The following is a 14,176-nucleotide window of genomic DNA, read 5'->3' on the forward strand; positions in this document are numbered from 1 at the left end:
TCAGCGGCCGGCCTTGAAGCGGCTCCAGCCGCGGCTGCGGGCGCGCTCGGCGGTGGGCGTCAGCCCGGTGACGGTGAAGGTGCGCGAGAGCGTCTCCGCCGTCGGGTAGACATTCGGATCGTCGCGCACCGCCGCATCGACCAGCGGGCGGGAGGCGGGGATGCCGTTCGGGTAGCGCACCTGGTTGGTGATGCCGGCCATGACGTCGGGCTGCAGCAGGAAGTTGATGAAGCGCTGCGCGGCCTCGGGGTTCGGCGCGTCGGCCGGGATGGCCAGCATGTCGAGCCAGAGCTGCGCGCCTTCCTTCGGCGCCACATAGCCGATCTGCACGCCGCGCCCGGCCTCCCGCGCGCGGGCCTGGGCCTGGATGACGTCGCCGGAATAGGTCAGCACGACGCAGTATTCGCCATTGGCCAGCGCGTCCATCAGATTGCCGCTGGCGGTGATGGCGCGCACCTGCGGGCGGATCGCCATCAGCGCGTCCTCGGCGGCGCGCAGCTCGCGCGGCTCGGTGGTGTTGGGGTCGCGCCCCAGCCAGCGCAGCACGGTGGGCAGCACGTCGGTCGCCGAATCCATGATGGCGATGCCGCAGCGCGCCAGCCGCCGCGCATGCTCGGGCTTCATCAGCAGGTCGAGGCTGTCGAGCGGCGCGTCGGGCGCCAGCTCGCGCACCCGGTCGGTGCGGATGCCGAGGCCGATCGTGCCGTAGAGATAGATGGCGCCGAAGCGGTTGCCGGGGTCGCTGCTCTCCACCTGGCGCAGCAGCGCCGGGTCCTGGTTGCCCCAGTTCGGGATCTGCGCGCGGTCCAGCGGCCGCAGCGCGCCGGCGCGCACCAGGCGGGAGAAGGTGGGCTCGTTGGTCGGCACGATGATGTCGTAGCCCGAGCGCCCGGCGGAGAGCTTGCCCTCCAGCGTCTCCAGGCTGTCGAAGACGTCGTAGCGGATGCGGATGCCCGTCTCGCGCTGGAAGCGGTCCACCGCATAGGGGTCGATATAGTCCGACCAGTTGTAGACGTTCAGCACCTGGCCGGCCGCGCCGGGCGGCTGCGGCGCCTGCGCCGGCGACTGGGCCTGGGCCTGGGCCTGGGCCGGGCCGGGCCGCGGCGCGGCGCCCGGCAATCCGGTGCCGAGCAGGGCGGTGGCGAGGAACGAGGTGGCGAGCAGGCGTCGAAGCATGCGGCGGATCCTGCGGCGGAGGGAGGGCGGGAAGCCGCCAGCGTAATGGCGCGCGCCGCCAGGGTCCATGCCATGTGCCGCGGGGCCAGGGTGGCGGCGTGGAGCGGCGCGCCGTTGACGGGGCCGTTACTAGGACTTTTTTCTTGACTTTATTCCTATAGGCCGGTATCTCCACTCCCGTCACCGGGCGAAGTGCGTCCGGTCCTCCCCGCCTCCCCTTTCCGACCCGCCCGGCCCTGCCCCGCAGCGCCGGGCGCTGCCGCATGGGCGCGCCCCGGCGGCGCCAGCCAGGAGACGCGCATGCCCTTCGATCCCCGCGGGCTGAGCTCGCTCGCCAGCACGGACAGCTTCACCCTCTGGCTCTACGTCACCACCGACACCCGCGCCGCGGTGCTGGCGCCGGGCTATTTCGCCGCCGCCGCCGGGCGGCTGCAGCCGGGCCATCTGATCGTGCTGCAATCGGCGGATTCGCTGACCTTCATGCCGGTGCTCAGCAACAATGGGGTGGGCAATGGCGTGGTGCTCAGCGCCAGCGCGCCGCCGCTGCGCCTGAACGCCTTCGCCGACCTGGCCTTCGACATGACGATCGCCCCGGTCACGGCGGTGACGCGCAGCGTGGCGCTCGATCCGGTGCCCTCCGGCCTCTACACCGGGCGCAACTTCACGGTGGCGGCGCGCACCAGCGGGCCGGTGGCGACGCTGGTCTTCTCCATGCTGAACGCCGCCGGGGCGGTGGTGGCCGGGCCGGTCTCGGTCCCCGTCGCTTCCGGCAGCGCCTCGACCAATTTCACCGCGCCCGATCCGGGCAGCGGCTACCGCATCCGCGTGGTCGACGCGGCCGAGCCGCTGGCGCTTCAGACCTCGCCCTCCTTCGTCGTCACCGAGCCCTACGCGCTGCTGACCGAGACCGGGAGCAGCCTGCTGGCCGCGGATGGGGGCGAATTGCTGCTCTGACCCGCCCGCGCCCCGCGCCCGCCTCCTCCCCCGGCTCTCCCTTCGGCACCAAGGATCTCCGCGCCGATGTCCGACAAGAAGATTTCCGAGCTGCCCAGCGCGACGACGCTCACCGACAGCGATCTGTCGCCGATGGTGCAGGGCGTCAGCAGCATCGCCGAGACGCGCAGCGTCAGCCTGGCCCAGCTGCGCACCGGGCTGCTGATCGAGCGCCCCATGCATGTGCGCGATTTCGGCGCCGTGGGCGATGGCACCACCGACGACACCCCCGCCATCCAGGCGGCGATCGACGCCGCCTCGGCCCAGGGCGGCGGCACGGTGCTGCTCGGCCCGCGGCGCTATGTCATCGCCTCGGCCGAGCTGCTGCTGCGCGAGAATGTCCAACTGGTCGGCCAGCAGCATCAGGGCGGCTGGCGCACCAATGGCAATTTCGCCACCGTGCGTTACGCGCTGCTGGTCGACGCGGCGCGCACCATCCGGCTGCAGCGCAATGCCGGGCTGCACGGCATCGCCGTGCTGCGCCGGGGCATGACCGCGCCCACCACGCTGCGCCAGGGGCTGGACGCGGCCAATGCCTTCGCCGGCACCGCCATCACCATCGGCAATGGCTCGGGCGGCAACAGCGCCGGCAATGGCGCCGACACCAGCCTGACGCGGCTGCTGATCCTCGGCTTCAACTGGGGCATCTACAGCGACGCCAATGCGCGGGTGCGCATCTGCGACATCCTGGGCGACTGCACCAACGGCCTCTATCTCGGCCGTTCCTTCGACGTCTCGCGCGTCAGCGAGGTGAACTGGCACCCGCTGGTCACCACCGCGCGCAGCTGGTCGAACACGCGGCTGCTGATCGCCGCGGTGGACAACAACGGCACCGGCCAGTTCCGCATCACCACGGCCACCGCCCATGGCCTGGCCACCGGCGACATCGTCAACATCGCCGAGGTGCGCCTGAGCGGCGCGCCCACGCTCTATGGCCGCTGGACGGTGACGGCGGTGGATGCGACGCGGCTCGACCTGCAGGGCAGCAGCTTCGCCGCCGGCTGGAGCTCCGGCGGCGCGGTCTATGTCAACGCCAATCGCCGCCTCGGCAGCGCCTTCGTGGTCAACAACTCCGACATGGCGAGCTTCGACAACTGCTTCGAATACGGCCATGAGATCGGCTTCGACGTGCAGGACGAGGCGCATTCCTGCCATTTCTCCAACATCGGCACCGATGGCTGGAACGACATGGCGGATCCGCAGACCATCGGCATCCGCATCGGCGGCACCTCGCTGCGCACCAAGGTGGTGGGCGGCTTCCTCTCCTCCAAGGGCTGCAGCGTGCAGGTCAGCACGACGGGGGCGGAGCAGCATGAGCTGATCGGCGTCAACGTCACCGGCGGCGCGCGCCGCATCGCCGAGGTGCTGAGCGGCCAGATCACCTTCTCCGGCTGCGACTTCACCGGCGCCACCGGCACCGGCAATGCGACGGTCAGCGCCATCCATCTGGGCAGCGGCGCCGGCAGCGTCGTCGTCACCGGCTGCGACACCAGCGCGGTCACCTTCACCGCCGACAGCGCGGCGGCGATGCAGCGGCTGCAGCTGGCGGCCAACCGGCCGGTGCCGGGCAGCGCCACCACGCAGCGCATCGCCGCCGGCCGGGTCGAGCTCGCCACCATCTCCTCGGCCGCGGCGCTGGAGACGCGGCTGTCGAGCGACACCGACGGCGCCGTCAACATCCACCGCCGCAGCACCACCGAGGGCGGGCAGCTGCGCTTCCACGGCCTCGGCACCACGCCGGTGGCCAGCCTGACCGCCAGCAACACCGAGCTGGTCTTCCAGGGCGAGGGCAGCAACACCAATGCCGCCCTGGTGCTGGGCGGCTCCGGCATGACCCAGCCGCAGACGCTGCGGCTGCGCCGCCTCTCCGCCACCCCGGCGGTGAATGACCGGCTGCTGGCGCTGGAGGCCAGCGGCAACAGCAGCACCGGCACCGAGCGGGTCTATGCCCGCATCGCCGCGCTGGCCGAGGCGGTGACCAACGCCGCCGAATCGGGCGCCGTCATCATCGAGACGCGCTCGGCCGGCGCGCTGGCGGAGCGTTTCCGCCTGGCCGCCAATGGCACGGTGACGCTGACCGGCCCGCTGGTGCTGCCGGCCGACCCGACGGCGGCGCTGCAGGCGGCGACGCGGCAATATGTCGACAACCAGTTCACCGAGCGGCGCTTCACCAGCGTGCTGCTCTCGGCCAGCACGGCGCTCAGCCATGCCAGCCACAATGCGCGCATGCTGGTGGCCAATCCCGGCACCACCGGCCTGTCGCTGAACTGGGCCAGCACCGGCGACGGCTTCTCCTGCAGCGTCATCAACCGCAGCGGCGCCGACCTGCCGCTGACGCTGGTGGGCTTCACCGCGACGACGCCGGCCAACAGCGACGGCTTCACCAAGATCCGCTCGGGCGGCGTCGCCACCCTGCTGGCCTATTCGCCGGATGGCGGCACCACCCGCATCTGCCATCTGACGGGGGCGGGGGCACCCTGATGTCGATCCCCGCCCTCATGCCGGGGGCGCTGACCCCCGACCGGCCGCTGCGGCTGGTCGGGCCGGACCACGCGCCCCGGCTGGCCACCACCCGCGCCGGTCCGGCCATGGCGCAGAGCGCCGCCGGGGCCTGGCAGGCCGTGGCGGCCAACACGCCCCGCTTTCACGGCAGCGCGCGGCGGCTGCTGGTGGAGGCGGCGCGCAGCAACCTGCTGCGCAACCCGCGCGGCGAGGGCGGCGCGGCCGGCACGCCCGGCACGCTCCCGACCTATTACGGCGTGGTTGGCACCTCGGTCGGGCTGAACCGCAGCATCCTCGGCACCGGCAGCGAGGATGGCGTGCCCTATGTCGAGATCCGCCTGTCCGGCACGCCCAGCAGCACCACCAGCTACCGCCTGGGCTTCGAGACCGGCACCGGTGGCGCGCCGGCCGCCCAGGGCCAGGCCTGGCTGCTCTCCGTCTTCCTGCGTCTCACGGGCGGGACCGTCCCGGCGGCCGGCGGCCCGCTGCTGGGGCTGCAGGAACGCGACGCCGGCGGCGGCTCGCTCGGCTCGCCGATCCTCTCCGCCTCCCTGCCGGTCGGGAGCGGGCCGCTGGCGTCGCAGCGCTTCGCGCTCGCGGCCTCGCTGACCCAGGCCAGCACCACCGCGCTCACGGCGGAGCTGCGCTTCCCGCTGCAGAGCGGGGTACCGGTGGATTTCACCTACCGCATCGGTGCGCCGCAGCTGGAGCTCGGGCGCAACGCCAGCAGCCTGATCCTGCCGGCCGCCGGCACGCCTGCCACTTCCAGCCGCGCGGCCGACCAGCTGGTCTGGGCGCCGCCCGGCGGCTTCGGCCCGCAGGGCACGCTGGTGGTGCAGGCGATGCTGCCGCAGACCGCGCTGTTCGGCGAGCATCAGGGGCTGTTCCAGCTGGATGACGGCAGCGACACCAACCGCATCCTGCTGCGCAACACCTCGGGCGGCGCCACGCTGTTCGGCGTGGTCGACAGCGGCGGCGCCACGCTGGCCGCGATCTCCGGCGGCAATGTCACCGCCGGCACCAGCTTCCGCGCCGCCCTGGCCTGGGCGCCCGGCGACCAGGCGCTGTGCCTGAATGGCGGCACGGTGCAGACCGCGGCGGTGGCGCTGCCCACGGGGCTGACGCGGCTGCTGGTGGGGCAGGGCTCCACCCTGCTGAACCGCGCCGCCAATGGCGAGATCGCGGTGCTCGACTACCGCCCGACGCGCCTCTCCAACGCCATGCTGCAGGCGCTGACGGTCTGACCGGGCGCGGCGCCCCCGCCCCGGCGGGCGCCGCCCCGCCCCCTTCCCCTCGGCCCAAGGAACCGACCGCATGCCGATCCTGACCGATTACTCCCGCAACATGCTGGCGCGCGCGCTCTGCGCCCGCGCCCCGGCGCTGCCCAGCAGCGTGTTCGTCGCCCTCGGCACCGGCGGCGGCAATGCGGGGCTGACCGGCGAGCCGGCGGGCAATGGCTATGCCCGCCAGCGCGTCACCTTCACCGGCACCGGGCAGCAGCGCAATGTCGAGGTGCTGCGCTTCGTCTTCAGCGCCGCCGCCGGCGCCTTCACCCATCTCGGCCTGTATGATTCGGCCACCGGCGGCAACCCGCTGGCCTATGGGCTGCTGGCGCAGACCGCCAATGTGAACGGCCCCGGCACGGTGACCATCGCCGCCGAGGCGCTGACCATCACCGGCAGCTGAAGGAGGCCCGGCCATGAACTGGATGCAGGACCAGCTGCGCCAGCCCAGCACCTGGCGCGGGGTGTTCCTTCTCATCGCCTCCGGCCTCGGCATCACCCTGTCGGAGGAGCTGCAGGGCGCGCTGCTGAACCTGGCGGTCGCCGGGCTCGGCCTGTGGGAGGCGCTGCGCAAGGGCGGGCAGTTCGGCAGCAAGGCCGATTGACCGCCGCCGCCGCGCGGCCGCCCTGCCCTGGCCCTCCCTGGCGGCCTCGCCAGGGGGGCCTCCCCGGCGCCGCGCGGCGCGGCCCCTGATTCCCGGCCTCGCGCCGAAAAACGCAGAAAAGGGGTTGCGCCCGCCCCGCCGCCCCCTTAGAGAGCGCCTCGCTTTCACGGCGGCACGCTGCTGTAGCTCAGTGGTAGAGCACTCCCTTGGTAAGGGAGAGGTCGACAGTTCAATCCTGTCCAGCAGCACCATCCTCGCCGCCCTGCCAGGGCATCCCGACATGACCGAGACCCCGCCGCCGGACCGCCCCGACCAGGACGCGCCCGCCCCCGGCCTGTCGCCCGCCCGCCCCGCCCTCTCCGAGCGCGATGCCCGCCGCGCCGCCGCGCTGCGCGAGAATCTGCGCCGCCGCAAGGCGCAGAGCCGCGGCCGCGCCGAGCCCCCCTCCCCCGCCGAGAACGCTCCGCCCCCGCCTGCCTTGCAGGACTGACCCCGCGCCGCCCTCGGTTGCCGCCGCGGCAGCGCTGGGCTATCCCCGCCGGCCAAACCCTGCCGCCCGAGGGATTCCCGAATGCCCATCATGCCCGACCACTGGATCCGCCGCATGGCGACGGAGCACGGCATGATCGACCCCTTCGTCGAGAGCCAGCGGCGCGAGGGGGTGATCTCCTTCGGCCTCTCCTCCTATGGCTACGACGCCCGGGTGGCGGATGAGTTCAAGGTCTTCACCAATGTCGACAACGCGCTGGTGGACCCGAAGAAATTCGCCGAGGACAGCTTCGTCACCCGGCGCGGCCCGACCTGCATCATCCCGCCCAATTCCTTCGCCCTCGCCCATACGGTCGAGTATTTCCGCATCCCGCGCGACGTGCTGGTGATCTGCCTCGGCAAGAGCACCTATGCCCGCTGCGGGCTGATCGTGAATGTCACGCCGCTCGAGCCCGAATGGGAGGGGCAGGTGACGATCGAGATCTCCAACACCACCCCGCTGCCGGCGCGCATCTACGCCAATGAGGGGATCTGCCAGTTCCTGTTCCTGCAGGGCGCCGGCGAGCCCGAAGTGTCCTATGCCGACCGCAAGGGCAAGTATATGGGCCAGCGCGGCGTCGCGCTGCCGCGTCTGTAAGGGGAGAGGCGTCATGGACCGCATCCGCATCCGCGGCGGCCGCCGGCTGGAAGGGCGCATCGCCATCGGCGGCGCCAAGAACGCGGCCCTGCCGCTGATGGCCACCGGCCTGCTCACCCATGAGGCGGTGGTGCTGACCAACGCCCCGGCGCTGGCCGATGTCGCCACCATGGGCCATCTGATCGCCCAGCACGGGCTGACGGTCGAGCATGACCAGTCGAGCCGCCGCATCCTGCTGGATGGCGCCGCCAGCCAGTTCGAGGCGCCCTACGACCTGGTGCGCAAGATGCGCGCCTCGATCCTGGTGCTCGGGCCGCTGCTGGCGCGCTTCGGCCAGGCCCGCGTCTCGCTGCCCGGCGGCTGCGCCATCGGCACCCGCCCCGTCGACCTCCACCTGAAGGGGCTGGAGCAGATGGGCGCGGTGATCGACCTCGATTCCGGCTACATCAACGCCAAGGTGGACGGCCGGCTGAAGGGCGCGCGCATCCTCTTCCCGCAGGTCTCGGTGGGCGCCACCGAGAACCTGCTGATGGCGGCGACGCTGGCCGAGGGCACCACCCAGCTGGTCAATGCGGCGCGCGAGCCGGAGATCACCGACCTCGCCAATTGCCTGATCTCGATGGGCGCGCGGATCGAGGGGGTGGGCAGCGATCGGCTGACGGTGCAGGGCGTCGACAGCCTGCACGGCACGACGCATGCCATCCTGCCCGACCGTATCGAGGCCGGCACCTTCGCCTGCGCCGGCGCCATCACCGGCGGCGAGCTGCTGCTGGAGGGCATGACGCTGGAGCTGTTCGGCGCCTGCACCCGCTCGCTGCGCGAGGCCGGGGTGGAGATGCTGCAGGAGGAGGGCGGCGTGCGCTGCCGCCGCCTGAACGGGCTGCATGGCGTCGATGTGATGACCGAGCCCTTCCCCGGCTTCGCCACCGACATGCAGGCCCAGTTCATGGCGCTGATGGCGGTGGCCGAGGGCGCCTCGATGATCACCGAGACGATCTTCGAGAACCGCTTCATGCATGTGCCGGAGCTGGCCCGCATGGGCGCGCGGATCAACGCGCATGGCTCCTCCGCCATCGTCCGCGGCGTGGGCAAGCTGTCCGGCGCGCCGGTGATGGCGACCGATCTGCGCGCCTCCGTCTCCCTCATCATCGCCGGGCTGGCGGCGGAGGGCGACACCATCGTCAACCGCGTCTACCACCTCGACCGTGGCTATGAGCGGATCGAGGAGAAGCTGGCGGGCGTCGGCGCCGACATCGAACGTATGCCAGGCTGACATGGCATTGCCGCTTTCCCGGTGATACAACCCGCCATGGACCAGCCCATCACAAGGCCCGAAACGGGCATCGTTCCCGCGGCCGAGGCCGGCCAGAGCCTCGTCCTGGCGCTCCCCAAGGGGCGCATCCTGAAGGAGCTGGGGCCGCTGCTGGCCCGCACCGGCATCGTCCCGGCCGCCGATTTCCACGCCGAATCCAGCCGCCGCCTGCGCTTCGAGACCAATCATCCCGGCCTCGACGTGATCCGCGTGCGCAGCTTCGACGTGGCCACCTTCGTCGCCTTCGGCGCCGCGCAGATCGGCATCTGCGGCGCCGATGTGCTGATGGAATTCGACTACCCCGAGATCTACGCCCCGCTCGATCTCGGCATCGGCCGCTGCCGCGTCTCGGTGGCCGAGCCCGAGGGCAGCGCCGGGCAGCAGGAGATGGTGCGCCGCTCCCGCCTCGCGGTCGCCACCAAATACCCCAACCTCGCCCGCCGGCACTTCGCCACCAAGGGCATCCAGGCCGAGGTGGTGCATCTGAACGGCGCCATGGAGCTGGCCCCCTCGCTCGGCCTCTCCCGCCTGATCGTCGACCTGGTGCAGACCGGCTCCACCCTGAAGGCCAATGGGCTGGTGGAGACCGAGGTGATCGCCCAGGTGACCTCCCGCCTGATCGTCAACCGCACCGCGCTGAAGACCAGGCCCGAGGCGATCGGCGAATGGCTCTCCCGCTTCCGCGCCGCACTCGCCGAGGTCGCCGCATGATCCGCCTCTCCACCGCCGATGCCGGTTTCGAGGCCGGCTTCCGCGCGCTGCTCGACACCGCGCGGGAGACCACCGCCAAGGTGGATGCCGCCGTCGCCGGCATCATCGCCGAGGTGCGGGAACAGGGCGATGCCGCGCTGCTGGCGATGACCGCGCGCTACGACCGCTGGCAGCCGGCCACCGCCGCCGCGCTGCGGGTGACCGAGGCCGAGATCGACGCCGCCCGCGCCGCCTGCGCGCCGGAGCTGCTGGACGCGCTGGACCTCGCCGCCACCCGCATCGAGCGCTTCCACGCCGCCCAGCTGCCGCGCGATGTCGAGCTGGACGACCCGCTCGGCCTGACGCTCGGCCTGCGCTGGGGGCCGGTGGACGCGGTCGGGCTCTATGTGCCGGGCGGCAAGGCGGCCTACCCCTCCTCCGTGCTGATGAACGCCATCCCGGCCCGCGTCGCCGGGGTGCCGCGCATCGCCATCTGCGTGCCCACCCCGGACGGGGCGCTGAACAATCTGGTGCTGGCCGCCGCGCACCGCGCCGGCGTCACCGAGATCTTCCGGGTGGGCGGCGCCCAGGCGATCGCCGCCCTGGCCTGGGGCACCGAGAGCATCGCCCCGGTGGACCGCGTCGCCGGCCCCGGCAATGCCTATGTGGCCGAGGCCAAGCGCCAGGTCTTCGGCCGCGTCGGCATCGATTCCATCGCCGGCCCCTCCGAGGTGGTGGTGCTGGCCGATGCCAGCCAGAACCCCCGGCTGATCGCCATGGACCTGCTGGCCCAGGCCGAGCATGACGAGAGCGCGCAATCCATCCTGATCACCACCAGCGCGCAGATGGCCAATGCCGTCGAGCATGCGGTGGAGGAGGCGCTGCTCACCCTGCCGCGCGCCGCCATCGCCGGCGAGAGCTGGCGCCGCCATGGCGCGGTGATCGTGGTGCGCGACTGGGAGGAGGGTGCGGCGCTGACCGACCGGCTGGCGCCCGAGCATCTGCAGGTGATGGTCTCCGACCCCGCCGCGCTGTTCGCCCGCATCCGCCATGCCGGCGCCGCCTTCCTGGGCGGCCATTGCCCGGAGGCCTTGGGCGACTACATCGCCGGGCCGAACCATGTGCTGCCCACCGGCCGCACGGCGCGCTTCGCCTCCGGCCTGTCGGTGTTCGACTTCCTGAAGCGCACCAGCTGGGTGGCGGCCGAGCCGCGCGGCCTGGACGCCATCGGCCCCGCCGCCGTGGCCCTGGCCGAGGCCGAGGGGCTCACCGCCCATGCCCGCAGCATCGCCATGCGGCTGGGCCAGAACGCCGCCCCGGCCGCGACCCCGGCGCCGCTGCCCGGCGCCGAGTAAGCGGGCGGGGGGACGGATGCGCCGCGCCGGCCCGGCCCTTCCCGGCTGGCCCGCGCCGCGCTCGGCCCTGCGCCTGGCCCCCTGGCCCGGCCTGTTCGCCGCGCTGGCCGCCTGGGCGGCGCTGGATGCGGTCCGGCTGCTGGCCTGGCCCGCCGGCCTTCTTCCCGAATTCGCGCCCCTGCTGCCGCTCGCCCCCGCCGCGCTGGCGGGGCTGGCCACGGCGCGGCGCTGGGGCCGCGCGGCGGCGGCGCCCTGGCCAGGGCGCCGGGCGGCCGGGCGGCGTGGCCCGCTGCTCGCCCTGCTGCTGTGGCTGGGGCTGCTGGCGCGGCTCCTGGTCGCGCTGTGGCAGGGCCACTTCGCCAGCCCGGCGCAGCAGCCGCTGGCCCAGACCGCGCTGGTGCTGCTTGTCCTGGCCCTGGTCATCTCGCTGCAACGGCTCCGGGCACGCGGCGCCGGCCATGGCCGCGGCAGCGGGTCCGATGGCGCCGAGAGCGGCGTGCCCCATGCCACAACCGGCCATGGCATGGCCGATTGCGGCGATGGCTGGGGCTCGGCGGCCTGCGACAGCGGCGGCAGCAGCGAGGGGGGCGTCAGCGATGGGGGTGGCGGCGGCGATGGCGGCGGCTCGGGCGGGGAGTGACGGCACGCTGACCGCCCCGTGGATCACGGCCTCGCCCGCGCCGCGGGCAGGGCTGCCCTGCCCCGGCGCCCGGCCCGGCCGCGTCGCCATCCTTGACCCTGAGCGGCGGCGCCATCATGTTCTGGCCGCGAATGCTCCGCCGCAGTCCTCTGCGGCGGCGTTTCTACGTATCCCAAGCCAAGCGGAGATGCCCGGCGCACCGCGCGTCGCCTGCCGCGATGAAGAGGTCTGATGTCGAAAGAAGATATGATCGAGTTCAGCGGCCAGGTCGTTGAACTGCTGCCCAACGCGATGTTCCGCGTGAAGCTCGACAACGAGCACATGGTCCTCGCCCACACCAGCGGCAAGATGCGCAAGAACCGCATCCGCGTGCTGGCCGGCGACCGGGTGAATGTCGAAATGACCCCCTACGACCTGACCAAGGGCCGCATCACCTTCCGGTTCAAGTAATGTCCGAGGCGGGCCCGATGGCCCCCGACAGCCTGGCCGATGCAGCGGCGCCGCCCCTGGGGCGCCAGACGCCCTCCCGCCCGCCGCTGGTGCTGGCCAGCGGCAGCCCGCGGCGCCTCGACCTGCTGAAGCGGATCGGCGTGGCGCCCGCCCGTGTGCTGCCGCCCGATATCGACGAAACGCCCCTGAAGCAGGAATTGCCGCGCCAGCTGGCCGGCCGCCTGTCCCAGGCCAAGGCGCGCGCCGTCATGCAGGCCGAGCCGGCGGCGCTGGTGCTGGCCGCCGACACGGTGGTGGGCGTCGGCCGCCGCATCCTGCCCAAGGCGGAGACCGAGGCCCAGGCGCGCGACTGCCTCGGCCTGATCTCCGGCCGCCGCCACCGCGTCTATACCGGCGTGGCGCTGGGCCTGCCGGATGGGCGGCTGCTGACCCGGGTGGTCGAGACCATCGTCACCTTCCAGCGGCTGACCGCGGCGCAGATCGAGGCCTACATCGCCTCCGACGAATGGCGCGGCAAGGCGGGCGGCTACACCATCCAGGACTCGGCGGAGGCCTTTGTGCGCTTCCTCTCCGGCAGCCATTCCAACGTGGTCGGCCTGCCGCTGCACGAGACCGCCCAGCTGCTGCGCGGCATCGGATGGCTGCGTCCCTGATCCATGTCTCCGTCTCGCCCGGCGAGCAGCGCACGGCGCTGACCCGGGACGGGGTGCTGGAGGCCGCCTTCATCGAGCGCCCGGCGCGGCCCGAGGGGGTGGGGGATGTCCATGTCGCCCGCCTCTCCGCCCGCGCCCCGGCCATGGGCGGCGCCTTCCTGGCCATGGCGGGCGGCGAGACCGGTTTTTTGCCGGATAGCGAGGGCGCCAAGGGACGGCATGAGGGGGAATGGCTGCGCGTGGCCGTCTCCCGCGCCGCCCAGGGCGGCAAGGGGCCGCGCCTCGCCCTGGCGCCCGCCACCCCGCAGGAACCGCTCCAGGGCCCTGTGCGGCTGCTGGCGCGGGGCCCCGACGCGCCGCTGCGCCTGGCGGGCCGGCACCCCGACGCCCGGCTGCTGACCGACCACGCCGCCACCGCCGCCCGGCTGCGCGGCGCGCTGGGTCCGGAGCGCGTTGCCCTGACCACCCGCCCGGCCTTCTCCGAGGAACTCGAAGAAGAATTCGAGCGGCTGTCCGGCATGGCGGTGCCGCTGCCGGGCGGCGGGCGGCTGACCCTGCACCCGACCCCGGCGCTGCTCGCCATCGACATCGATGCCGGCTCCCAGGCCGGTGGCCGCGACGCCGCCGCGCATCACGCGCTGAACGCCGCCGCCCTGGCCGAGGCGCTGCGCCAGATCCGCCTGCGCCACCTGGCCGGCGCCATCCTGGTCGACATGGCCGGCATGAAGGTGTCCGCGCGCCAGGCGCTGCTGCCGGGGCTGAAGCCGCTGCTGGCCGCCGACCCGCTGCTGCGGCTGATCGGGCTGACCGGACTCGGCCTGCTGGAGCTGCAGCGCCGCCGGGTCCACACCCCGCTGCATGAGGTGCTGGGCCACCCGCCCTCCCCCCTCACCCGCGGCCTGGCGGCGCTGCGGCGCGGGCTGCGCGACGCCGCCGCCCGGCCCGGCGCCGCCTGGGCGCTGACCGCCCACCCCGCCGTGCTGGCCGCGCTGCGCGACTGGCCCGGCGCGCTCGACGAATTCGCGGCCCGGGCGGGCCCCCTGGCGCTGCGCGCCGACCCGCTCTGCGCCGCCGGACAGGAGCACATCCATGCCGCCTGAGACCCCGCCCCGTCCCGCCCGCAAGCCGCCCGCCTGCCCGGTCTGCGGCAAGCCCGCCGAGGCGGCGCACCGCCCCTTCTGCTCCGATCGCTGCCGGCAGGTGGATCTCGGCCGCTGGCTGACCGGCGCCTATGCCATCCCGGCCGGCCCGGCCGAGCCGGAGGAGGAGGAGGGTGGCGACCCGCCCGGCCGCTTCTGAGACGGGCGCGGGGCGCGGCTTCGGCACAGCCACAAAACAATTCGCCGACCCCGCTGGACAGCCTCGCTGTCATCCAGTATTCACCCCGCCAC

At 73.3% G+C, this 14,176-nt stretch carries 16 protein-coding genes and 1 tRNA gene; 16 read left to right on the plus strand and 1 reads right to left on the minus strand.

Going from position 1 to position 14,176, the window contains the following annotated elements; translation table 11 throughout:
- Positions 1 to 1,176 carry a polyamine ABC transporter substrate-binding protein gene (locus QE401_RS12570; protein WP_307138536.1) on the minus strand — a complete coding sequence of 392 codons (1,176 nt, stop codon included), beginning with the start codon at positions 1,174 to 1,176 and terminating at the stop codon, positions 1 to 3.
- A 300-nt stretch (positions 1,177 to 1,476) separates the two neighbouring features.
- On the opposite strand from QE401_RS12570, the gene QE401_RS12575 reads away from it, so the two are divergent.
- The 16 genes from QE401_RS12575 (at position 1,477) to yacG (ending at position 14,084) form a co-directional block, all read left to right on the plus strand.
- Entirely contained in the window at positions 1,477 to 2,130 is a 654-nt protein-coding gene (locus tag QE401_RS12575; RefSeq protein WP_307138537.1) for a hypothetical protein, read from the plus strand.
- A gap of 66 nt (positions 2,131 to 2,196) precedes the next feature.
- Positions 2,197 to 4,650 carry a glycosyl hydrolase family 28-related protein gene (locus tag QE401_RS12580; protein WP_307138538.1) on the plus strand — a complete coding sequence of 818 codons (2,454 nt, stop codon included), beginning with the start codon at positions 2,197 to 2,199 and terminating at the stop codon, positions 4,648 to 4,650.
- Positions 4,650 to 5,915: a hypothetical protein gene (locus tag QE401_RS12585; protein ID WP_307138539.1), complete on the plus strand. Its 1,266-nt coding sequence runs from the start codon at positions 4,650 to 4,652 to the stop codon at positions 5,913 to 5,915. The genes QE401_RS12580 and QE401_RS12585 overlap by 1 nt, the downstream gene beginning before the upstream one ends.
- Positions 5,916 to 5,985: 70 nt before the next feature.
- Positions 5,986 to 6,357 carry a phage tail fiber protein gene (locus QE401_RS12590; protein WP_307138540.1) on the plus strand — a complete coding sequence of 124 codons (372 nt, stop codon included), beginning with the start codon at positions 5,986 to 5,988 and terminating at the stop codon, positions 6,355 to 6,357.
- A gap of 13 nt (positions 6,358 to 6,370) precedes the next feature.
- The gene (locus tag QE401_RS12595) at positions 6,371 to 6,559 is read left to right on the plus strand and encodes a hypothetical protein (RefSeq protein WP_307138541.1); all 189 of its coding nucleotides are present in this window, start codon (positions 6,371 to 6,373) and stop codon (positions 6,557 to 6,559) included.
- Between the two features lie 176 nt (positions 6,560 to 6,735).
- Positions 6,736 to 6,810: transfer RNA gene (locus QE401_RS12600), tRNA-Thr, on the plus strand.
- A 29-nt stretch (positions 6,811 to 6,839) separates the two neighbouring features.
- Positions 6,840 to 7,049 carry a hypothetical protein gene (locus QE401_RS12605; RefSeq protein ID WP_307138542.1) on the plus strand — a complete coding sequence of 70 codons (210 nt, stop codon included), beginning with the start codon at positions 6,840 to 6,842 and terminating at the stop codon, positions 7,047 to 7,049.
- Positions 7,050 to 7,130: 81 nt separating this feature from the next.
- Complete coding sequence (gene dcd / locus QE401_RS12610; RefSeq protein WP_307138543.1) at positions 7,131 to 7,685, plus strand: dCTP deaminase; 555 nt, start codon at positions 7,131 to 7,133, stop codon at positions 7,683 to 7,685.
- Between the two features lie 13 nt (positions 7,686 to 7,698).
- Complete coding sequence (gene murA, locus QE401_RS12615; protein ID WP_307138544.1) at positions 7,699 to 8,958, plus strand: UDP-N-acetylglucosamine 1-carboxyvinyltransferase; 1,260 nt, start codon at positions 7,699 to 7,701, stop codon at positions 8,956 to 8,958.
- Positions 8,959 to 8,994: 36 nt separating this feature from the next.
- The gene (hisG, locus tag QE401_RS12620) at positions 8,995 to 9,708 is read left to right on the plus strand and encodes an ATP phosphoribosyltransferase (protein ID WP_307138545.1); all 714 of its coding nucleotides are present in this window, start codon (positions 8,995 to 8,997) and stop codon (positions 9,706 to 9,708) included.
- Positions 9,705 to 11,042 (plus strand): histidinol dehydrogenase, encoded by a 1,338-nt coding sequence (hisD, locus tag QE401_RS12625; RefSeq protein WP_307138546.1) that lies wholly within the window; start codon positions 9,705 to 9,707, stop codon positions 11,040 to 11,042. Before hisG ends, hisD begins: the two co-directional genes overlap by 4 nt.
- 16 nt (positions 11,043 to 11,058) lie before the next feature.
- Positions 11,059 to 11,682: a hypothetical protein gene (locus tag QE401_RS12630; RefSeq protein ID WP_307138547.1), complete on the plus strand. Its 624-nt coding sequence runs from the start codon at positions 11,059 to 11,061 to the stop codon at positions 11,680 to 11,682.
- 231 nt (positions 11,683 to 11,913) lie between these two features.
- Positions 11,914 to 12,132, plus strand: a complete 219-nt coding sequence (gene infA / locus QE401_RS12635; protein ID WP_007003972.1) for a translation initiation factor IF-1 — start codon at positions 11,914 to 11,916, stop codon at positions 12,130 to 12,132.
- Positions 12,133 to 12,149: 17 nt separating this feature from the next.
- Positions 12,150 to 12,785 carry a Maf family protein gene (locus tag QE401_RS12640; protein WP_307138548.1) on the plus strand — a complete coding sequence of 212 codons (636 nt, stop codon included), beginning with the start codon at positions 12,150 to 12,152 and terminating at the stop codon, positions 12,783 to 12,785.
- Positions 12,770 to 13,885, plus strand: coding sequence for a ribonuclease E/G (locus QE401_RS12645; RefSeq protein WP_307138549.1), 1,116 nt, complete (start codon positions 12,770 to 12,772; stop codon positions 13,883 to 13,885). The genes QE401_RS12640 and QE401_RS12645 overlap by 16 nt, the downstream gene beginning before the upstream one ends.
- Entirely contained in the window at positions 13,875 to 14,084 is a 210-nt protein-coding gene (gene yacG / locus QE401_RS12650) for a DNA gyrase inhibitor YacG (RefSeq protein WP_307138550.1), read from the plus strand. Before QE401_RS12645 ends, yacG begins: the two co-directional genes overlap by 11 nt.
- Positions 14,085 to 14,176: the final 92 nt, after the last annotated feature.

Source organism: Pseudoroseomonas cervicalis, from assembly GCF_030818485.1.
GTDB lineage: Bacteria > Pseudomonadota > Alphaproteobacteria > Acetobacterales > Acetobacteraceae > Pseudoroseomonas > Pseudoroseomonas cervicalis_A.